General features: G+C 64.8%; 18 protein-coding genes and 1 pseudogene. 5 read left to right on the top strand and 14 right to left on the bottom strand.

The window, feature by feature from the left end; genetic code table 11:
• Nucleotide 1: 1 nt before the first annotated feature.
• From ACREYQ_RS22980 to ACREYQ_RS22955, 6 genes are all read right to left on the bottom strand, one after another.
• Nucleotides 2-877: a nitrilase-related carbon-nitrogen hydrolase gene (locus ACREYQ_RS22980; RefSeq protein ID WP_432262454.1), complete on the bottom strand. Its 876-nt coding sequence runs from the start codon at nt 875-877 to the stop codon at nt 2-4.
• A gap of 52 nt (nt 878-929) precedes the next feature.
• Entirely contained in the window at nt 930-1,826 is an 897-nt protein-coding gene (locus ACREYQ_RS22975; RefSeq protein WP_432262453.1) for a glycine betaine ABC transporter substrate-binding protein, read from the bottom strand.
• A 36-nt stretch (nt 1,827-1,862) separates the two neighbouring features.
• Nucleotides 1,863-2,600 (bottom strand): ABC transporter permease, encoded by a 738-nt coding sequence (locus ACREYQ_RS22970; RefSeq protein WP_432262452.1) that lies wholly within the window; start codon nt 2,598-2,600, stop codon nt 1,863-1,865.
• The gene (locus ACREYQ_RS22965) at nt 2,597-3,715 is read right to left on the bottom strand and encodes an ABC transporter ATP-binding protein (RefSeq protein ID WP_432262451.1); all 1,119 of its coding nucleotides are present in this window, start codon (nt 3,713-3,715) and stop codon (nt 2,597-2,599) included. The genes ACREYQ_RS22970 and ACREYQ_RS22965 overlap by 4 nt, the downstream gene beginning before the upstream one ends.
• 2 nt (nt 3,716-3,717) lie before the next feature.
• The gene (locus ACREYQ_RS22960; RefSeq protein WP_432262450.1) at nt 3,718-4,443 is read right to left on the bottom strand and encodes an ABC transporter permease; all 726 of its coding nucleotides are present in this window, start codon (nt 4,441-4,443) and stop codon (nt 3,718-3,720) included.
• A 907-nt stretch (nt 4,444-5,350) separates the two neighbouring features.
• The gene (locus ACREYQ_RS22955; RefSeq protein ID WP_432262449.1) at nt 5,351-6,448 is read right to left on the bottom strand and encodes a porin; all 1,098 of its coding nucleotides are present in this window, start codon (nt 6,446-6,448) and stop codon (nt 5,351-5,353) included.
• Nucleotides 6,449-7,108: 660 nt separating this feature from the next.
• On the opposite strand from ACREYQ_RS22955, the pseudogene ACREYQ_RS22950 reads away from it, so the two are divergent.
• A pseudogene (locus tag ACREYQ_RS22950) lies at nt 7,109-7,350 on the top strand (transposase); the annotation flags it as partial.
• Between the two features lie 187 nt (nt 7,351-7,537).
• Here the strand turns inward: ACREYQ_RS22950 and ACREYQ_RS22945 are convergent.
• Nucleotides 7,538-8,470 (bottom strand): bifunctional helix-turn-helix transcriptional regulator/GNAT family N-acetyltransferase, encoded by a 933-nt coding sequence (locus ACREYQ_RS22945; protein ID WP_432262448.1) that lies wholly within the window; start codon nt 8,468-8,470, stop codon nt 7,538-7,540.
• A 227-nt stretch (nt 8,471-8,697) separates the two neighbouring features.
• Here ACREYQ_RS22945 and ACREYQ_RS22940 point away from each other — a divergent pair, with 227 nt between their 5' ends.
• Both ACREYQ_RS22940 and ACREYQ_RS22935 read left to right on the top strand, forming a co-directional pair.
• Nucleotides 8,698-9,465: a ParA family protein gene (locus ACREYQ_RS22940; protein ID WP_432262634.1), complete on the top strand. Its 768-nt coding sequence runs from the start codon at nt 8,698-8,700 to the stop codon at nt 9,463-9,465.
• A gap of 155 nt (nt 9,466-9,620) precedes the next feature.
• Complete coding sequence (locus tag ACREYQ_RS22935) at nt 9,621-10,052, top strand: hypothetical protein (RefSeq protein WP_432262447.1); 432 nt, start codon at nt 9,621-9,623, stop codon at nt 10,050-10,052.
• 188 nt (nt 10,053-10,240) lie between these two features.
• Here the strand turns inward: ACREYQ_RS22935 and ACREYQ_RS22930 are convergent, their stop codons facing one another.
• Entirely contained in the window at nt 10,241-11,638 is a 1,398-nt protein-coding gene (locus tag ACREYQ_RS22930) for a hypothetical protein (RefSeq protein WP_432262446.1), read from the bottom strand.
• A 599-nt stretch (nt 11,639-12,237) separates the two neighbouring features.
• On the opposite strand from ACREYQ_RS22930, the gene ACREYQ_RS22925 reads away from it, so the two are divergent.
• Nucleotides 12,238-12,807, top strand: coding sequence for a YdeI/OmpD-associated family protein (locus ACREYQ_RS22925; RefSeq protein WP_432262445.1), 570 nt, complete (start codon nt 12,238-12,240; stop codon nt 12,805-12,807).
• Between the two features lie 308 nt (nt 12,808-13,115).
• Here ACREYQ_RS22925 and ACREYQ_RS22920 read toward each other — a convergent pair whose 3' ends face one another.
• From ACREYQ_RS22920 to ACREYQ_RS22910, 3 genes are all read right to left on the bottom strand, one after another.
• Nucleotides 13,116-13,451, bottom strand: coding sequence for a type II toxin-antitoxin system RelE/ParE family toxin (locus tag ACREYQ_RS22920; protein ID WP_432262444.1), 336 nt, complete (start codon nt 13,449-13,451; stop codon nt 13,116-13,118).
• The gene (locus ACREYQ_RS22915; RefSeq protein WP_432262443.1) at nt 13,451-13,735 is read right to left on the bottom strand and encodes a type II toxin-antitoxin system Phd/YefM family antitoxin; all 285 of its coding nucleotides are present in this window, start codon (nt 13,733-13,735) and stop codon (nt 13,451-13,453) included. Before ACREYQ_RS22915 ends, ACREYQ_RS22920 begins: the two co-directional genes overlap by 1 nt.
• 207 nt (nt 13,736-13,942) lie before the next feature.
• On the bottom strand, nt 13,943-14,089 hold the full coding sequence (locus ACREYQ_RS22910; RefSeq protein WP_432262442.1) for a DUF3096 domain-containing protein: 147 nt from the start codon (nt 14,087-14,089) through the stop codon (nt 13,943-13,945).
• 264 nt (nt 14,090-14,353) lie between these two features.
• Here ACREYQ_RS22910 and ACREYQ_RS22905 point away from each other — a divergent pair, with 264 nt between their 5' ends.
• Nucleotides 14,354-14,833 carry a hypothetical protein gene (locus tag ACREYQ_RS22905; protein ID WP_432262633.1) on the top strand — a complete coding sequence of 160 codons (480 nt, stop codon included), beginning with the start codon at nt 14,354-14,356 and terminating at the stop codon, nt 14,831-14,833.
• Between the two features lie 44 nt (nt 14,834-14,877).
• On the opposite strand, the gene ACREYQ_RS22900 is transcribed toward ACREYQ_RS22905, so the two are convergent.
• The 3 genes from ACREYQ_RS22900 to imuA are packed head-to-tail and all read right to left on the bottom strand — an operon-like array spanning nt 14,878 to nt 20,694.
• Nucleotides 14,878-18,303, bottom strand: coding sequence for an error-prone DNA polymerase (locus tag ACREYQ_RS22900; RefSeq protein WP_432262441.1), 3,426 nt, complete (start codon nt 18,301-18,303; stop codon nt 14,878-14,880).
• Nucleotides 18,300-19,871 carry a Y-family DNA polymerase gene (locus tag ACREYQ_RS22895; RefSeq protein WP_432262440.1) on the bottom strand — a complete coding sequence of 524 codons (1,572 nt, stop codon included), beginning with the start codon at nt 19,869-19,871 and terminating at the stop codon, nt 18,300-18,302. The genes ACREYQ_RS22900 and ACREYQ_RS22895 overlap by 4 nt, the downstream gene beginning before the upstream one ends.
• The gene (gene imuA, locus ACREYQ_RS22890) at nt 19,804-20,694 is read right to left on the bottom strand and encodes a translesion DNA synthesis-associated protein ImuA (RefSeq protein ID WP_432262439.1); all 891 of its coding nucleotides are present in this window, start codon (nt 20,692-20,694) and stop codon (nt 19,804-19,806) included. The genes ACREYQ_RS22895 and imuA overlap by 68 nt, the downstream gene beginning before the upstream one ends.
• Nucleotides 20,695-20,824: the final 130 nt, after the last annotated feature.

Below are 20,824 nucleotides of genomic sequence, written 5' to 3'. Positions count from 1 at the left end.
CTCAGTCGGGTTGGGTGGCGAGGTCGCGCCGGCTAGTGCGCTGGCGCAGCGCGAACGCCCGTGCGTCGCGCACGGTCGGCAACAAGAACCGCGCCTGACGGATCGACGCATAGTCCAGCGCACCGATGACGAGGCCCTCTTCCGTCTCCGAGCCGAGCGCCACGATCTTGCCGAACGGGTCAAGAATGCGCGAGCCTCCCCAGAACGTCATCATGCCTTCGGTGCCGACGCGATTGGCCATGACGATGCCCACGCCGTAGGTCAGCGCGTAGAAGCGCAGGTTGACGTCCCAGCCATTGGGATTGTCGAAGCCTTCGCCGACCGCTTCGCGAGCCGAACTGATCGATGCCGCAATCAGCGTAACGCCATCGCAGGCGAGCGTATGCACGAGCGCCGGGTTCCACAGATCGGCGCAAATCGGCGTCGCCACCTGCCACCGATCATTCAAAGGGAAGCTCTCGAGCGCCGTGCCGGCGGCGAAGTACTGGCCATCCCGAAGCTTGCCGTAGGTCGCGAGCTGCGCTTTGCGGTGTATGCCGACAATCCCGCCATTCGACACGGTCGCCGTGCTGTTGTAGAACTGTCCGGCAGGAGCCTCTTCGATGAACCCGAACACGGTATGCAGGTCCGTACTGGCTTGAGCGAGCGCGGCGATCGCCGGGTCGTCGGCGGTCATGGCGAGCCGCAGGGTGTCCTTGCCGGCACTGTGGCCGCATAGTGAGAGCTCAGGGAAGACCAACAGGGAAACGCCACTGGCGCGTGCCTGCTCCACATAGTCAAGATGCCTCGCAAGGTTGATGTCGACATCGCCGTACGCGCCGTCGATTTGTGCGGCGGCCACCTTGATCCGGTTTTGCTGCGGTTCATTTCTGGTCATCGAGTGCATTTCCGATCTCTCGCGTTGCCTGCGTAAGCGTGCTCGTCGGGCATCAGAGCAGGCCGGCCTGTTTCAGGAAGTCGCGGGCAACGTCGCTGAAGGACTTTTTCGACACGTCGACGCTTGCATTCAGGCGGGCCATCGTGGGCACATCGAGCTTGGCCGACAGTGCATTCAGGATCGGCCCGAGCGACGGGTTGGCGTCGAGCACGGCCTTCCTGATCACCGGCGTGAGCGCGTAGTCCGGGAAGAATCCCTTGTCGTCCTTCAGAACCACAAAATTGAGGGCCGGCACGCGGCCATCGGTAGCGAACACCAGCGCGATGTCCACCTGCCGGTCCTTGAGGGCCTGATAGGTCAGGCCCGTGTCCATCCGCTTGATCTGGTCGCGGTTGAATTCAAAGCCATAGGTCTTCTCGAGCGGACGCAGGCCATCGGGGCGCGCATAGAATTCCGAATTACACGCGAACGTGAGCTTCTTGCCGTCGCGGACCGCCTTGGCGAGATCGCTCAGGGTCACAATGCCGAGCTTTTTCGCTTCGTCGGGATTCATCGCAAAGGCGTAGGTGTTGTTCGCTTTCGAAGGATTCAGCCACACCAGCCCCTTGGCGGCATCGAGCTCCTTGACCTTCCGATAGGTTTCCGCTGGACTGAGGCGTTCGGTCACCTTGTTGTAGGTAATCAGCGACGTGCCGGTGTACTCCCAGTACACGTCGATCTGGCCGTTTTCCTGCGCCTGGCGCAGCACCGCGCTGCCCATGCCGTCCTTCTTGGTCACCGTGAAGCCCTTCGCTTCCAGCAGCTGCGTGGTCATCTCCGCCATCAACTGCTGTTCGGTAATATTTTTGCCGCCAACCACGATCGGCGCGGCCGACGCAGGGGTCATCCAAAATGCTGCCGACATTGCACAGATCAGCGCGAGCGCGCGCCCAAAGATGGAATGTTTCATGGTCTCCTCGATCAATGAATGAGAACGGGCGATGGTTCAGCGTTGCGGAGTGACGCCGCGCGAGACGAGCCGGCGCTGCAGTTGCCCCACCAACGCGTCGGTCAGGATTGCCAGCAGCGCCGTCGGAATGGCGCCAGCCAGCAACATGGTGAAATCGTTGAGGTCGATGCCGGTGAAGATCAGCTCACCGAGTCCGCCGCCACCGATCAGGAAGGCCAGCGGCGCCGTCCCGACGGTAATCGCCAGGGCCGTGCGGATGCCCGCGAAGATCACGTACAGGGCGTTGGGCAGCTCGACGCGCCACAGGATCTGCGCCGGCGTCATGCCCATGCCCGTGGCCGCCTCGATCAGTGGCCGCGGCACCGCGCGCAACCCCTCGTAAGTGTTCAGTGCAATCGGCAGCAGCGTGGCCACCCACAGGCCGAAGATCGCCGGCACGGCGCCGATGCCCAGCACGCTCATCGCCAACGCGAGCAAGGCGAGTTTCGGAATCGCCTGGCCGACGTTGAGCAACTGCATGACCGCGACCGCACCGCGCCGCTGTGACGGCCGGCTCAGGTAGATGCCGGCCGGCACTGCCACGGCGATCGCGAGGACCCCGGCAATCGCGACCATGGTCATCAACTGGATCGACTGGTACACGACGTCGCTGCGATACTGGGCGAGGCCGGACCACCAACTGTCCGCGCGAGCCCCGGTACACGACAGCGCGAGCGCCAGGCCGAGCGCGGCTCCGATCCGCGTGGCCGTGCCAAGATGCCGTTCGACTTTCATGCCTGCTCTCCCGTGGGCACGCGCAGCAGGTCGACGATATGGGCCTGGCTGACATAGCCGACGAAGCGGCCATCGTCATCGACGGTGGGCAACCACGAGGCGCCGCTCGCAAACATCGAGGAGACCACCGCGCGCAGGTCATCGTCCGGATTCGCGGTACTGCGCACCGGCATGGCGTGGGCCGCGCTCAGCGCGCCCTCGACCGCCTGCAGCTGCGCTGCCGTGAAATAGCCTTGCGGCTTGTCGGCGGCATCGAGCAGCACGATCTGCTCGACGCCGTGCTCGGCCATCACCGCCTTGGCGCGCGCGCTGCTGTCGCCAACCCGCACGGCGCACTTTCGCGCCGACAGCGCATCGCCGGCGCGGATCAGGCGCAGGCGCTTGAGCGCACGGTCGGCGCCGACGAAGCCGGCGATGAATGGACTGGCCGGGCGTGCGAGGATGTTGTCGGGCGTATCGAACTGCTCGATCCGGCCGGCGCGGAATATCGCGATCTTGTCGGCCATCTTCACCGCCTCGTCGATGTCGTGGCTGACGAAGATGATGGTCTTCTTGACCTGCTGCTGGATGCGGAGAAACTCATCCTGGATCATTTCCCGGTTGATCGGGTCAATCGCGCCGAATGGTTCGTCCATCAGCATGACAGCCGGGTCAGTCGCGAGCGCGCGCGCTACGCCGACGCGCTGCGCCTGGCCGCCCGACAGGTCCTTCGGGTAGCGCGTCAGGTAGATCGCCGGATCGAGCGCGACGATCTCGAGCAGCTCCGCGGCCCGCCGGCGCGCCTTGGCCTTGTCCCAGCCGAGCAGGTGCGGCACCACGCAGATGTTCTCTTCGACCGTCATGTTCGGAAACAGCCCGATCTGCTGGATCACGTAGCCGATGCGACGGCGCAACTCGACCACATCGAATTCGTCGGTATCACGGCCTTCGAGGTAGATCTTGCCGGACGTAGGCTGGATCAGCCGATTGATCGTCTTCAGCGTCGTTGTCTTGCCGCAGCCCGAGGGCCCCAGCAGCACGCAGATTTCGCCGGCACCCACTTCCATGTTGATGCCGTCGACCACCGGGCCGCTCGCGCCGTCATAGCGCTTGGTAACGTTAGAGAGCTTGATCATGATTATTGCGCGTGTCGTGGATGTTTGCGAAAGCCCGCCAGGGCGCCAAGCCGCAGCGCGAGACCGGCGACGCGGGAAGGGCTGCGCAGCCCCTTTGGCGTCAGGCGCCGCTGCACCCAGGCCAGGCCGAAGTCGGCGGCGATGGCCAGCACGCTCACCAGGATGGCGCCGGCGATTAACTGGCGCGGGTCCGATTGCGAGATGCCCCGGCTGATCAGCTTGCCCAGGCCACCGGCGCCGATGTACGCCGCGATCGCCGCGACGCCGACGTTGATGACCACCGCCATGCGCACGCCGGCCATGATGATGGGCAGCGCGATCGGGAGTTCGACCCTGCGCAACCGCTCGCCGGTGGTCATGCCCATGCCGCGGGCCGCCTCGCGCAGCGCGGGGTCGATATTGGTGATGGCAGTGTAGGTATTGCGCACGATCGGCAATTGCGAGTAGAGGAAAAGCGCGATCACCGTCGGCAGGAAGCCGATTCCCTGCCCGATCACGGACAGCACCGGAATCATGAGGCCGAACAGCGCCACGGACGGGATCGTCATGATGATCGACGCGACGTACAGGACGATTTTGGCGACGCGCTCGTTGAGGGTGATCGCAATGCCGAGCGGCACGCCGGTCAGGATCGCGAAACCGACACCCACGCCGACGATCTCAAGATGCTGGACCGTCATCGTGGCGATGCTCGCCAAGTTGCCCAGAATGAAAGCAAGGGTTTCCACTATGTCTCCTGGCCCTCATGGGGCCTTGTTTATCGTGTTGGCTGCTTTGGTTACAAAGATAGACGCGGTATGCGCTTTCCCGTTACCACGGGATCGACACCGTTTGTCACGAAAGCGACATGCGCCAGCCATAGCGCCCCTTTTATCCATGCAAATCAACGATATATAGGGATATCCCGTAGCTCGAAATTGACAAAGGCCGATATCCTTGGGGCCGCCAGCTTCTACGATTGCTGGAGCGCTACCGGCAGGAAGGCCCGTCGGGACTGGTGTCGAGCCGCGGGCGAATGGCACTGCCCTTCCCTACGCCATCTACGACCGACTGTCGGGGGTGTATCAAGGGGCGATCGTCGATAACAAGCGGCTCGGGCACGTGCTGCAGATGGCGCAGTATGTGTAGGAGAAGCAGGACAACCGGCGCTCTCTAGCCGTGCCAAGCACTGGTGGGACACCACGCAAATCCGGCCGACCGCCCGGCAAGAAGGCGAAGCTCACTGGACCAGAACGACAAGCTGAAAGCATTGAAGCGGCTGCTGCAACTGTCATGGCCGCTCTACGGAACTGAGAATTGACGGCCTCGCGATGCGCCTTACAACGCGAAGCTATCAGCCGGCTGGTCGACCATCGAGTGTCATTTCGAGACCGGTTGTCACGAAAGCGACATGCAACAACTTGGGGGAGGCCGCTTGAGAAGCCCCGCAACGACGAGTGCAGTAGACAGCAGCAGTTGCCACGACAGAAACTGACGCGATGGATAGTTCGATGGCCGCCAGTTCCCGTTCGCACCGCGCGGCGCCCGTGGCAGGCGGCATGACAAGGGTCAGCTGGTGATGGTCTCCCGGCGGACTTGCCTCAGACGCGGAATCATGGCAGGCAAGCCACCGAACGGTCGAGTTCGCTCGAACTCTTAGAAAATGTGGCGGATCCCAGTGACCACGCCGATCTGATTCTTGCCCTGGGTCACCGCGGTCGAGCCAAGATCCAGCGTATTGCCGGTGGGCAGCGTCCCGCCGTTGATGCCTGTGACGCCGAGCGCGGAGCCATGCCGGTTCCACGCATACGACAGCACGGTGTAGAGGAAGGTTCGCTTCGACAAGCCATAGTCGGCGGCCAGCACGAAGGACATCGGATCGGCGTTCGTTCCCTTGAAATCCTGGTAGTAGACCGACCCGGTCATCGCCAGTGCCGGCGTCACCGGCACCTTCACGCCGGCCCACCACAGGTTGCTGCCGCTCGATTGCTGCCCGAGCCTGCCGTCATACCAGCGGTAGCCGAGGTAGGCCTTCGCCTTGGCGAAATCGTAGCTGGCGGCGACGAGCGCGCGCTGCTCGCGATCGCTCTGCGTGGCGACGCTCCGGCCGTAGATGATGTCGTAGGTCGTGGCGATCCGCAGCGGGCCGTTGGTGTAGCCCAGCGTCGCGCCCATTTCGCGTCCGACCTTGCTGTTGCCCGGCACTTCGCCGGCGCCTGCAGTCGTCGCGTTGTAACCGAAGCTGTACAACGCCTTGACATCCACCGGCCCGAAGTTGCCCGTGTACTTGACCGAATTGTCCGCGCGCCCGCCCAGCCACTGGTCGTGCGCGATCAGGCTGTAGCGGGTGGCGATGCCCATCGGGTCGAGCTCGACGGTGAACTCCCAGAGCGTGTTGACGTGGCGCCCGAGCGTGAGCTGTCCCAGCTGCGCATCCTTCAGACCGACGAAGGCATTGCGCCCAAACAGTCGCCCGCCCTGCGACGAGGTGCCGGTGTCGGTGGCGAATCCGCTTTCGAGAACGAAGATGCCCTGCAGCCCGCCGCCGAGATCCTCGATACCCCGGAGCCCCCAGCGCGATCCGGCGAGGTTGCCAGTGGTCATGCTGAACAGGTTGTTGCCGGCGGCATTCACATGCGTGGCGTATTCGACGCCAACGTCGATCACACCGTACAGGTTCACGCTGCTGGTCTGCGCCGATGCGGCGCCGCTTACCCCCAGGGCTACGAGCCCCAACCATCCCCTGCCAGTCATATCTCCTCCTTCTTGCCTTCTTGTTTACGTGTTTTGGAACATCCACTGCGGTGTGAAGCCAACTGCGTCACTGCCGAGCATTAACCGCCGCGTAGTACAGGCGGTCCGTCACCTTGCCGTAGATGACTAACGCCACCTTGCGCTGCGCTAGCAACCTCTTGCGGTCCGGGCCCCAGCGGCCACTGCTATGACAGGCCGGGTAACGGCGGCCGAAGGACGTGTGCGTATACCCGCGCTCGCCTCGGCCAGCCCGCCGATGAGCGCCTGGTCCGTCCGCAGCGCCAACTGAAAGACATCCTGGCCAACCCCGTGACCAGCGGCAAGCGCCGGCGGCCTCGATGAGCAGGCGGTCGTTGTGGGCGCCGGTCAGATCAGGCCGAAGAACCTCATTGAAACATCGACGCTCGTGTTCAGGCGGGCCAGTGCAACAGATGCCTCCCGGTTGTCGCGAGTTCATCAGGCGTGGTATCGCCACGAACTTGGCCTGCCACCCGACTATAAGAGAGACGCCAGCCCGATGGATAACCTGGTTACGACATCTTTTGGCAAAACGGCGACATGAGTGTGGGCGCAGCCCAAGCGGTGGAGATGATCCGCACGAGTACGACCGCGCAATTGGCGAGATTGCGAGATTGCGAGATTGCGAGATTGCGAGATTGCGAGATTGCGAGAGAGAATGAACGCTGCAGGCGCCTGATGCAATTGCGCGGTATTGGGTCCAACTACCGCCAGCGCCTTGCTTTCCGGCAGTCGCGCGGGACATGACTTCCAGAATGGCCGCTAGGTGGCTGCATAGCTCGGGTTGACGCCAGGTCATTACAGCAGCTGCGGCAAAGCTGCTGGGCAGCGTCACGAAGGCAGGAGACGCGCAATCTGCGCGGCTCCGTCTCTCGCAGTGCCGCGATAGGCCCCGCAACGACGAGTGCAATAGACGCCAGCAGCTGCCACGACGGAAACTGACGCGCGATGGACAGTTCGAACGCGCCCGCTGGCACCGGCCCAAGGGCCTGGATCGCGAGCATTACCGGTGATGCGTGGCTGGAGACAAATCGCGGGGAGACCATCGCAGCGCCGACCAGTACGGATCGCTCACAGGTCACGCGCCCAGATTTGTCCGACCAGATCTTTCCCGAAGCTGTGATGCGGCTCCTCTTCGATCAACTCGAACCCGGCCTTTTCATAGATGTTGCGAGCATCGGCAAGCACGCTGTTGGTCCACAACATCATCCTCTTGTAGCCGGCGAGGCGAGCAAAGCGAAGGCATTCGTCCACCAGACGACGGCCGATACCCAGGCCACGCGCACTGGCTTCAACGGCGAGCAAGCGTAACTTGGCAGTCGTTTCATCCTGTCGGACGACAAATACTGAACCGACCGCCTTTCCTTGCTTCTCCGCGATCCAGCATCGTTCCGACTTGGGATCGAACTCCCGCACGAACCTGGCCACGATGTCGGCCACCAGTGCCTCGAATTCTGCATTCCAGCCGAATTCCTGCGCGTACAGAATCGCCTGACGGTGGACAATCCAGCCCATGTCGCCCGGCTGTGGGTCACGCAGTATGTAGCCCGGCTCCGGATCGCTAAGAAGCGTCTGGATTTGTTCCATTGACTCGACCAGCTGATACTGTGCGGACTCCGGCATGCGTTCGAGCATGGCAACGACTTCGCGCTGCGATGCGTCGCTCAGAGGTTCAAACGTCGCACGCCCTTTTTCCGTCAGATCCAACTGGGCAACGCGCGCGTCCGTTGTCGAACGCGTCTTGGCGACCAGTCCTTTCTTCTCAAACCCCGAGATAACCCGGCTCAGATACCCTGCATTGAGGCCCAACTCCCGGCACAGGTCCGAAGTCGTGAGTCCCGCGCGATGCGCCAGTTCATAAAGAATGCGAACCTCGGTCAGCGAAAAATCGCTTTCCAGAAGGTGTTCGTGAAGCACGCCGATCTGGCGCGTGTAGAAGCGATTGAAACTGCGGACGGCTATTGCGCGCTCCTGAACTGTGGATGTCGACATAAATGAGCCCATTTTGTTTGCCTAAGGCACATTATTATTTGCCTAAGGCAAATATGTCAACAAAAGACCCAAGCTGTGTAGAGGCACTAGCAAGCGGCGAGCATCGCCTGGTCGGCGACGATACGCGACCAGGGCAGGTGATCCCACGGTCGAGCCACGACTTCCGGCCGGCTGCTACCAAGCACCGCCTCGCTAAGGTATGCTTTTCCCCCTCGAAACGATCTTCTCCAGAGGGGCAAATGCGGCGCGTCGTATTCAATCAGAAGGGTGGGGTCGGCAAGTCGACTATCGTATGCAATCTCGCGGCGATCAGCGCCAGCGAAGGCTTGCGCACCCTGGTCGTTGACCTGGATGCGCAAGGCAACTCGACCCAGTACCTGATGGGTGCGCAGGCAGGAGAGGCAGGTCCGACCGCGGCGAACTTCTTCGAGACGTCCCTGACCTACAATTTCAGGCCGGTGGACGTTACGTCCTTTGTCCGCCCGACGCCGTTTGAGAACCTGGATGTGATGCCGGCGCATCCTGACCTGGACGCTCTGCATGGCAAGCTGGAATCCCGCTACAAGATCTACAAGCTGCGCGACGCCCTGCTTGAACTGGATGCTGTTTATGACGCCATCTACATTGACACGCCACCAGCCCTGAATTTTTATACCCGGTCCGCACTGATCGCCGTGGAGCGCTGCCTGATCCCGTTCGATTGCGATGACTTTTCGCGCCGGGCCCTTTACACGCTGCTCGACAATGTGAAGGAAATCCAGCAGGACCACAACGACGGGCTGCAGGTCGAGGGCATTGTGATCAACCAGTTCCAGCCGCGCGCCAGCTTGCCGACGAAACTGGTCGAAGAACTGGTAAGCGAGGGCCTGCCGGTGCTTGAATCGCGGCTCTCGTCGTCGGTGAAGATCCGGGAATCGCACCAGCACGCTACCCCCATGATCCACCTGGATCCGCGCCACAAGCTGGCGCAGGAATATCTGGCGCTGCACCGCGAGCTGGCCGGCTAAAGCGTCGCCAGGGCGCCGGTCGCCGCGGTATGCCGGTGCCTGGCCGCATCCGGGCCCGAGATGAAGTCCTATGGTAAGGTTGGCGCCATGAGTTCATGGACTTCAACTGGTGATGCATGGGCCTCACCGGTGTGATGCTTGGAGAGTGATGCAGCGTGAGTGATGCGAAGCAGGAAACGCGGCGCACGCTGCGGACTGAGAGAAATGCAATCAGCAGCGCGTTGCGCCTGAGCGTGCCGCCAGAGGCCAGGCCTGCACCGGTCAACGGGAAAGACTGGCTGCGACAGAAGAAAGAGCAATTGCAGGCGGCCCGTGCCGCTGCCAGGCAAAGGCGCGATCTGCTAAAAGCCGAAATCATGGCGGCCGCGCAAGAGGTTGCCCGAGAGGAACGCACTGCTGCGCGGCTGGAAGCTGAACGCCTGAAGGTGGAAGCCAAGACCGCGCAGACCTACGCGCGGGAAGACGCACGCGCCGCCGCCAAGTTCGAGCGCGGCCAGCCAACCCGCCCGGCGCCCAAACGAAAGATGCTTGCCAATGAGAAACGCAAGCTGGTCTCTTTTGCTGATCTGTTGCGGATGCGCGGATGATCTGGCGCGCGGGGAGTGAGAGGAAAAAAGCGATGCCGCGTTCGGGCGGGGGCGCTCGGCAGGTCCTGCACTGAGCGCCCCCCCCCTGAAAGAGACAAAACACCCGGAATCTTGTCGCCCCGTCGTTTCGGAACGGCTCTGCTCGATCCGCGGTACGTCGCCCCTTTCCCGCCTCCCTGTCAATCGGCTCACATGGCGCAGGCAAGGTTGACGGCGAGACCGCCCCAGTCGGTGGCCTGGTTGTTGTCGACCTGGACCTGCAGCTTGTCGTTGTGGTTGACGGTCCCTGACGGGACCGTCTTCGAACAGTTCTGCAGGCCGTTGGTGATCTTGCAGCTCAGCTGGCTGATCGGCGTGATGGTCGCTGAAGCGCCGGATCCGGTCACCTTCTGCACCGAAACGTCGAGCGATCCCTTCACCTTCCCGAGTGTGGTGGCAGTAAGCGTGACACGGGTGCAATCGCAGGGAATGGCGACGCCGAAGTCCGACGGCAAGGCAACCGCCCCACCGGCCCCGGTCATGACATAGTGGCCGCGGCTGAGCGTGTCCGGCACGTTGAAGTTGCCGTTGTAGACAGTGCCCGTGGTCATGGTCACACCCGAAGTCGGCCACTTGCCCCCCTGCTTGGGCCCGTACAGCGTCGAAGTCGCGGTGTCGAAATAGAAATCGCCGTCGACGCCGATGTCATCGGTCGGCGCACCACTACCGGTCAGCATGTGAGCACCACTGCCCCCAATGCTGGCGCCTGTGCCACTGGTGCCACTGGTGCCACTGGTGCCACTGGTGCCACTGGTGCCGCTGGTGCCGCTGGTGCCGCTGGTGCCGCTGGTGCCGCTGGTGCCGCCGGCCGACTGGCCGACCAGCGAAACCCCGGCCGGCCACACGTCATTGGCCTTGGGTCCATATAACGTCCACGTGTTGGTGTCGAGGTAGAAGTCGCCATTGTTGCCCACACTGTTGGCGGGCGCTCCCGCGCCCGACAGGACGGCGCCGCCACCGGTGGTGAGCGAGCCACTGCCCAGGGGTACGCCCGGCGGCCACGTGCCGTCCGCCTTGGGCCCAAACAGGGTCGAGGTGGATGTGTTGATGTAGTAGTCGCCATTGTTGCCGACGCCAGCGGTTGGATCGCCCGAGCCGGACAGGATGGTGTTCCCCGCCGCGCCGGTATTGCCGGTCGCCCCTGAGTTGCCCTTGGTGCCCGCCGGTCCTGCCAGCGAAACCCCTGCTGGCCAGACGCCGTTTGCCTTGGGCCCGAACATCATCCAGGTCACCGTATTCAGGTAGTAGTCCCCGTCTTTACCGACATCGGGCCCCGGATCGGCGGTCCCCGACAGCAAGGCGCTGCCGGCCGCGGTCTGCGTTGGCGTCGTGGGTGAGGTTGGTGTTGACGTCCCGGTTCCCGTCCCCGTTGCCGTCCCCGTCCCCGTCCCCGTCCCCGTTCCCGTTCCCGTTCCCGTTCCTGGAGCTGTGGTAGTTGCGGCAGCGTTGGCTGGCGCCGAATCGCCCCCGCCTCCTCCACAGCCGCCGACCGTGAAGACCAGGCAAGCAAGCGGCAAGGCCGCCAGCTTCATGTGGATGCGTTTCATGGATGCCCCCTCGCTTGTGTCTGAGCACTTGAACTTCGATGGCTTTTGCAAGTGCAACGATGAGGTCAATCTAGCTGGCGGAATTGGAATGGAAAATCGGCTCTATGGATGAGCTGCGTATATGCGGGGTAAGGCCCTGCGGCGCGATTAAAACGCACTGCGCCACTGGCGGACAGGATAATACGGAGCGCAAGGAACTAGTTACGGAGTAGTGTCGCCCAGGGGCTGCAGGCTTCCCGTTAAGCCTTGCGGGACAAGGCATTGCCGACCATGCAAGCTAGTTGCCGGAGATTCCGGCAGGCACCGCGGCGGCGCTACCCGAGGCTCCAAAAAATGCTGTCAAGCCCCACTGTAGTGGAATACCGGCGCGTGCCAGGCAGCCAATGCGTAAGTATTAGGAAATCCGTCAAAACGAGTATGTACCGAAAATGAAACGTCGTGCCGCGCCAGGCTTTAGGGAAGCGCTTATGTGGACGCCGGACGGGGAGTGGCTACTGTGCGACCGGCCTTCGGCCGAACCGGACGCTGAGGTCCGAATAAACGCTGCTAGACTGCGGACAAAGCCCCCCGCTTAGAACTCAACTGTTCGCCATAGTGACATGACTGAAACCCCTCTGACGTTTATCAGCCAGATCGAATGGGAAAGCTGGTTAGCGCAAAACGGCAGCACGTCGACCGGAGCATGGCTGCGCCTGGCAAAAAAGGGGGCCGAGCAGCCAACCGTAACCTACGAACAGGCGCTGGAAGGGGCACTCTGCTATGGCTGGATTGATGGTAAAAAACAGGCCGAGAGCGACAAATACTGGTTGCAACGCTTTACTCCACGCTCTGCAAAAAGCATCTGGTCAAAGCTCAACAAGGACAGGGCTGACGCACTGATCGCGGCAGGCAGAATGCGCCCGCCTGGCATGGTGCAGATCGAAAGAGCCAAGGAGGACGGCCGCTGGGAGGCAGCTTACACGTCAGCAAGTCACTCGATAGTGCCGGACGACCTGCAACTAGCCTTGGATGCAAATCCGAGAGCCAGGAAGTTTTTTGCAACACTGAATAGCCGCAATCGCTATGCCATCCTGTTTCGCGTACAGAATGCCAAAAAGCCAGAAACCCGGGCGCGTAAAATCGAGGAGTTCGTGAACATGCTGAACCGTGGTGAAGTCTTCTATCCCTAGATTCGACCCAGAACGGTCAACCGATTGGTCTTGTGCACGACCTGATCCGGGTCGTAGCAGCAATCCGATCATCTTTTTTTCAACGGCGTTCGATTCGCGCACGACGGTGCTCTCGCTCGCGGATGCCTTGCTGTTGCTTGCCTGGCATTTGCTGGCATTTGGATAGTTTGGGGCAGCGATTCGAACTCTACCGGCCCAACTCAAGGTGATTGGCCGGGCGAAAGAAAGAGGCTCGCCATTCTGTAGCGATGAGCCTTCGACTCAGGGAAAATCATCTATGCAAGAGATCGCGACGCTGGTCGTCTCTCTCATATCTGCAGGATGATTTTCTGCAGCAGGGCAGTTAAATCTCGACGCTGATCTATGATCAAGTGCACATAAATGATGTCGTGCCTGACTTCATAGATAATTCGAATCTTTCCACAATGCACTTCCCGGAATCTGTTCGCGGTTAGCCCACTGAGTTCATCGACAATGTGACCGCATTCCGGAAACTCCCGGATGCGAGTGATGGACGCCTGGATCTGAGCATATGAGTCTTCCCAGATGGTCATGCCAAAGGCGTCGACGACGTAGCGGCGCACCCGCTTCAGTTCGGCTTTACCGCTGTCGAGAAGCTTCGCCTTCAGCAATTTGGAGGCCATCAGCGCCGCTTCTCTTGGCGGTCCAGTTCGTCCAGTTCTGCGAACACATCATCGATGTCGGCAAGCTTTCCCTGCTCGATCTGCTTTTGCCCAAGCGCCAGAATCTTCAGCAGGGCCAATGTCTGCCGGTCGGATTCGTAGCTGCGCACGTCTTGGACAACGAGCTTGGCTTCGCCGTTTTGGGTGATGATCAATGGTTCACCGGATTCAGTGAGGTCCTTAACGATCTGCGCGGCTTCACTCTTGAGATAGCTGATCGGCTTGACGTGACCGGCGATCCGCATCGGAGGCTCCCGTGAATGGCATGGGTAGACCGAATATAGTCCGATAACAGTCTTTCGTCAACTTTGCCTGAATGGCACGCCGCCGCGCAGCCGAGCGCGGCCACGATCTTCGAGGCGACTGCGCGCGCATGGCATTCCGGAGGAGGTTGTCCAGCCACTGCTGTAGCACAATCCGACGGAGGTCGGGCGGGGTTGACGGCGCCCTATTCAGCGCACATGTCCGCCAAACAGACCGAGCAGGCCGATGACAATAAGGTAAATGGCGACGATGTAGTTCAGCAGCCGCGGCATGACAAGAATCAGAATTCCTGCGATCAACGAAATGAGCGGGCCAGCGCTGGTGATGATATTCACGATGACTCCATGGGATCGGCGGACTTGAGCGGTAATGCTGCCGGCGCCCTGCATGCGCCTGTTCATTTGATAATAATTCAGCGTACGCCCACACGTGCGGGATTGCAGTACGGGAACGTACAGAGGGCCTGCGGGCCTGGGCGGCCGCTCGCCCTGCGGCAACTCAAGTCCCGACCAGAAACTGCCGATATCCGCAAGGAACCGGCCAATTCCATAGTGCGCGTTGCCACGGGCCGGCAGACCAGGAGAAGTACGACCGTGACGATGATCGAGCCGTTTGCCGCGAACACAGCGGCAGCCGTTTCCATTGACGACCCGGCAGTCACGGCGGCAACGCCGACAGCGGCCGCCGGCGATGCCCCCGGTATCCGGGCGCAGCCTGCATCCAGCACCGAGATCCATATCTCGGCACCGGGGCATGCCCTTGCCGGAGGCGGCCAGGCGCCGGCGGTGCGCGACAACAGCGACGTCGACAGCAGCGGCCTGCCCGACCAGGCCAAGGATGCGATCAAGCGCCTGCGCGAGCTGCGTGCGCAGCTGGAACGCAAGCTGCAGGAGCTGGAGGCAGTGAAGAATGCCACCACCGGCACCCCCGACCAGAAGCGCGTCCGCATCGCGGCCCTGCAACAGGAAATCTCCGGCCTGGGGGCGGCCATCAACAGCACCACCGCGATCCTGAATCAGGCCATCCGCAAGCTCTCAGCCGAGCAGCAACTGCAGGCGGGCAGCCTGGCGATGAACTAAGCGCGTACGGGAACCGCCTTGCTCCTGACTGTCCGCTGTCGGTCTCAATGAAAATCCCGGCTCCCCACCATCAACCGCCCCAGCAGCGGGCTTAAATCCACCAGTTCCTTGGCCACCAGGTGGCGCACGTCGCCCTGGCGCTGCCAGGTGCCGACCACGCCCAGCAGCGTGGCGCCCAGCACCTCCTTGCGCTGGCGCTCGATCAGGTCGGGCCACAGGATCAGGTTGATGGAGCCGGTCTCGTCCTCGATGGTCGCAAAGATGGTGCCGCTGGCCGTGGCCGGGCGCTGGCGCACGGTGACGATGCCGCAGGCGCGCACGCGGCGGCCGTTGGCGCAGCGCGCGAGCTGGCTGGCGGTGGCAAAGCGCATCGCCGCCAGCTTGTGCCGCAGCAGCGCCAGCGGGTGCGACTTGAGCGACAGGCCCAGGCTGGCGTAGTCCGCCGCCACGTCCTCGCCGAGCCGGGGCGCGGGCAGCGCCAGCGCGGCTTCGGCGGGTGGCGCTTCGTACAGCAGGTCGCGGTGTGCTGCATGTGAGGCGGCGGCGCGGGCCTGCCAGCGGGCCTGGCGGCGGTTGCCGGCCAGTGCCGTCAGCGCATCGGCCGCGGCCAGCACGTCGATGTCGTGCCGGTCCAGGCCGGCGCGCAGCGCCAGGTCCTCGACACTGTCGAACGGACGCTGGGCGCGCGCGGCCTCGATGCGCAGCGCGGCGGGTTCACGCATGCCCTTGACGCGGCCCAGGCCCAGGCGCACGCGCGGATGCTGCGGCCGGGTGCGGGCCTGCGCGTCAGCGACATCGATCTGCCCCGCGTGCTCCAGCGTGCTGTCCCAGCGGCTGATGGTGACATCCACCGGCAATACCTGCACATCATTGCGGCAGGCGTCCTGCACCAGCTGCGATGGCGAATAGAACCCCATCGGCTGGCTGTTCAGCAGCGCGCACAGGAACGCGGCCGGATGGTGGCACTTGAGCCAGGCGCTGATATAGACCAGCTTGGCAAAACTGGCCGCGTGGCTTTCCGGGAAGCCGTACTCGCCAAACCCCTCGATCTGCTTGCAGATCGCCAGCGCGAAGGATTCCGGGTAGCCGTTGCCGGTCAGCGCGCGCACCAGCGCGTCCTGGTGCTGGCGCAGGTCGCCGCGCCGCCGCCACGCCGCCATCGAGCGGCGCAGCTGGTCGGCCTGCCCCGGTGAAAAGCCCGCCGCATCGATGGCCAGCTGCATCACCTGTTCCTGGAAGATGGGCACGCCCAGCGTGCGGCCCAGCACTTTCTCGATCACCTTGTTGAAGTAGACCGGCGGCTTCTGCGTGCGGCGGAAGGCCTCGCGCCGCTTCAGGTAGGGGTGCACCATGCCGCCCTGGATCGGCCCGGGCCGCACGATGGCAACCTCCACCACCAGGTCGTAGTACTTGCGCGGCTGCAGCCGCGGCAGCATCGATTGCTGCGCGCGCGATTCGATCTGGAACACGCCGATGGTCTCGGCCTTGCAGATCATGTCGTAGGTGGCCGGGTCTTCCTTGGGGATGTCTTCCATGCGCGCCGGCAGCCCCGCGCGTTGCGCATCCGGGTTGGGGATCATCTGCAGCGCGCGCCGGATCGCCGACAGCATGCCCAGCGCCAGCACATCGACCTTGAGCAGGCCCAGCGACTCCAGGTCGTCCTTGTCCCACTGGATCACGCTGCGGTCGGCCATGGCCGCGTTCTCGATCGGGACCAGCCGCGACAGCTTGTGCCGCGCGATCACGAAACCGCCCACATGCTGCGACAGGTGGCGTGGAAAGCCGCGCAGCTGCGCGGTCAGGCTGGCCCACTGCTGCACCGCCGGCGAATCGGGATCGAGCCCGTAGCGGGCGATCTTCTCGACAAAGCCGTGGCCGCCGTCCCACCACGCCTGGCCCTTGACCACCTGCTCCACCACGCTGGCGTCGATGCCCAGCGCGCGGCCCACGTCGCGCAAGGCGCTGCGCGAGCGGTAGGTGATCAGCGACGCCGCCAGCGCGGCGCGGTGGCGGCCGTATTTTTCGTAGATGTACTGGATGACCTCTTCGCGCCGCTGGTGCTCGAAGTCCACGTCGATATCGGGCGGCTCATCGCGCTCGCGCGACAGGAAGCGGCCGAACAGCAGGTTGGCCTGCTCGGGGCTGACCTCGGTCACATACAGGCAGAAGCACACCAGCGAATTGGCAGCCGAGCCGCGCCCCTGGCACAGGATGCCTTCCCCGCGTGCAAAGCGCACGATGTCGTGCACGGTGAGAAAGAAAGGCTCGTAATGCTTTTCCTCGATCAGTTGCAGCTCTTCTTCCAGCTGTTTCTCCCACTCCGGCTTCAGACCGTTGGGAAAGCGCTCGCGCTTGCCGCGCTCAACTTCCTTGCGCAGGTAAGAGATCGGCGTCTCGCCGGCCGGCACCAGTTCCTCGGGATACTCATAGCGCAGCATCCCCAGCGAGAAATCGCACGACCCGGCAATCTTCAGCGTCTGCGCCAGCGCCTCGCGCGGGTACAGGCGCGACAGCACCTGGCGCATGCGCAGGTGCTGCTCGGCATTGGGCGCCAGCGCCATGCCGCATTCGGCCAGCGGCTGGCCCAGCCGGATCGCGGCCAGCACGTCGGACAGCGGCTTGCGCGAGCGCACGTGCATGGTGACCGCGCCGGCCGCCGCCAGCGGCACGCCGGTCTGTGCCGATACCGCTTCCAGGCGCGCGCGGTGCAGCGCATCGGCATGGCCTTGCAGCTGTTCCAGTGCGATCCAGGCGCGCTCGCCGAAGACTTCGCGGCACCACACGGCCTGCTCACGCAACAAATCAGGATCGGCGCAATAGTCGGGCAGCAGCAGCGCCACGCAGCCGGGCATGCCGCGCAGGTGCGCTTCGTCAGCGGCGGGCGCGGACAAATCTTCGGGATGCAGCCGGTATGTGCCCTTCTGCGCGCGCCGCCGGCCCAGCGTGATCAGCTCGCTCAGGTTGCCGAAGCCCTCGCGGTGCTGGGCGATCAGCACCAGCCGCAGCGGCGGGTGCTCTGAACCATCCGCAGGCGTCAGGCTGAAGCGGCTGCCGATCAGCAGCGAGAAGGCGTCGGCGGCGCGAGCCAGCGCCTGCAGCCGCTGGTGGCGGCTGGCGTGCGCGTGGGGATCGTCATCGCCGGCGTCAGACTCTTCGCCATGGTCCAGCAGCGGCTCATCCACGCCCTCCTCTCCGCGTGCCGCGCTACGCGCCACCGCATCGTGCAGGCGCTTGCGCAGCGTTTCGATGGCATCGTGCGCGCGCGCGGTGCCGGCCACCGAGCATTCATCGGTCAGCGCCAGCCCGCTGTAGCCCAGGCGGAAGGCGCGCTCGATCAGCTCGCCCGGGTGCGAGGCGCCGGTCAGGAAGGTGAAGTTGGAGATGCAGTGCAGCTCCACGTAATCCGGCAACGCCGGCAGCAAACCCGGCAACGAGGCAGGCAAGGAAGCAGGCAAGGACGGCGCGCTCATGCGAACAACCCATGCAGGAACCAGCGGTACTCGCCGCCATCGTCCTGCGCGCCATGGCCCGGACGTTCGCGGAAGATCCAGCAGCGCAGGCCGTCGGCGCGCTCGGCGATAAAGTAGTCGCGCGTGGCCAGCGCGCCGTCCCACCAGCCGGCCTCGATGCGCTCGGGCCGGCTCAGCAGCGCCAGCGGGCCGCCGTGGCAGGGCCGGTGGCGCTGCATCGGCAGCGGCAGCGGTTGCGGCAGCAGCCACAGCGGACGCTCGGGCTGCGGGCCCGGCAGGCTGGCGGCCTTGTTGCCGCCGGGCTCGTCGACCGGGCACCAGCGGTTGGCGCGCTCGGGCCGGTGGTCAGGCAGCGGCCGCGGCTGCAGCACGTTGTCTCGGCCCAGCCGCGCCATCAGCGTATCGAGCAGGCGGCCCAGGTCCTCCGGCGTGCCGCCGGGCTCGGGGAACAGCGCATCGCTTTGCGGCACGCATGCGGCCATCGCCTCCACCCGCAACGCCAGCCCGGTCACCGGGGCGTGGAAGTTGAGCTTGTCGAGCTTCTCGCGCAGCAGCCGCGACAGGTGCGCGGGGTCGCGGCTGGGCTGGGCCAGGCCCACCGGCACCTCGGTGCCGTCGGTATCCACGCCGCGCCGGTAGCGCTCATGCTCCAGCACCAGCACACAGCGCGTGACGCCGGCCTGCTGCACCGCCAGCCAGCCCGCCAGCGCCAGCAGCAGGCGCTGCGCGCCGGCCAGCACGCCCTCGGCGGATTCGATGCGGCCCGGCAGGTCCATGCGCTGCGCAAACGCGGGCGGCGCCACAAACCAGGCGAAGCGCGCCGGCGCCTCGCCATAGGCCTGGTCCAGCCGCGCCAGCAGCGCCGGGCCCAGCCGGCGCGTCAGGCCCGCGCGCGGCAGGCGCCGCACCTCGCCCAGCGTGCGGCAGCCGATGCCGTCCAGCCAGGCCGGATCGGCCAGCGTATGCAGCGCCTCCACCGGCAGGCGGTCCAGCAGCCGGTGCAGGCGCGCCATGCCCACCGCGCGGCGCCCCGGCCGCACCACGCCGCGCCGCGTGCGCCGCAGCGGCTGGCGCGCCAGCCATGCGGCGCCGTGCGCGGTCGGGCCGGAACCCACCTGGGCAAAGGTGCCAAGCTGGCGCACGCAGGCACGCACCGCGCGGCACAGCGCGCGGTGGCCGCCAAACAGGCGCAGGCTGGCGGTGACATCCAGCATCACCGTGGCCGACTCCGATTCCTCGTCGACGGTCACGCCCGGCGTGAAATTCAGCAGCGCCAGCGCCACCGCCTCCATCAACGAAGCTTCCGCGGCCAGGTCGCGCTCCAACTGCACGATATCGGCCGACAGCGCCTGCACGCCGCCGCGGCGCATGCCGTAGCGCACGCCGAGCTGCATCGCCGGGCCGTTGGCCAGCACCACCTGCTCGCGCGCCATCACCGCCACCGGCAGCGCATGGTGCAGCGTGGCGGTGGCGGCAGGCGGGCTCACGGCGGGCGCCAGTTCAGGCCAGTTGGGCTGCAGGGCGTCCAGGGGCAGGCGCGGCAGGTGCACCGCGATCCAGTACGGCATCGGAAGAAGACTGAGAAGACGATTCAGAAAAAGCAGGTGCGCCTGCCGGAACAGGCCAGGCGGCCGCGCGCGTGGCCGCCGCCATCCCGTCCAGGCGCAGCAGCAACGGCGTGTCCCGCACCGACCCGCGCCGCTTGTGGAAGGCGATCGACAGCACATTGCCGGGCAGCGGCGCCAGCAGCAGCCGCAGCACCGCCGGCGACGACTCGCGCAGCGCCGTGGCCGGACGCAGCGCCCATACCACCGCGTCGCCAGCCTGCGCCAGCACCTGCAGCCGCCGCAGCGCCTCAGGGCGGGCCGCGGGCAGCCACACCAGCACGCCGCCGAAGGCCTGGCTGCGCAGCACCTGCTCGGCCGCCCACAGCATGTCGGCCTGCTGCGCGGCCTTGGCCGATCCGGCCGCGGGCCGCATCCAGTAGAGCTGGCGCGCCGGCAGCCCGGCCGCGGCCAGCCCCATGGCATTGGGCAGGTAAGGCGGCGCCACCAGCGCAATGCGGCGCCCCGCCCCGGCCAGCGCCCGCAGCGCCGGCAGCAGCAGGCGCAACTCGCCCGCGCCGCCCTGCGCCGTCAGCAACTCCGTCAGCGCGCCCGCCGGCCAGCCGCCGCCGGGCAGCTCCGCCGACAGCGCCTCATACCCGGTCGGACATACCGCCGCGCTGCCGGCACGGCCCAGCTGGCCGGCCCGCCACAGCCCGGGATAGCGCTGCTCGAGCGCCGACAGCGCCTGCTGGCGCGAGGCCGGGGCGGGCGAGGCAGGCGCCGGCGCAGGGAAAAGAAGACCCTCCGCCGCCATGGGCGGGGCTGCGTGCGATTGCGCAGTCATGTGAAGTTGACATCGCTCGCCAGGGACGGCGAGGATCTAGGATGTTTACGATAACTGTATATTTATACAGTATCTGGTGCCAGCGCAAGAGGTTGTGGTGAGGGGTGGCTCGAGGGACACCGGAGAGTGG

The sequence above is a fragment of the Cupriavidus sp. TMH.W2 genome (assembly GCF_050847365.1).
Lineage (GTDB): Bacteria > Pseudomonadota > Gammaproteobacteria > Burkholderiales > Burkholderiaceae > Cupriavidus.
Note: the sequence above shows the minus strand (reverse complement) of the source record. Positions and strands in the feature narration are given on the sequence as shown.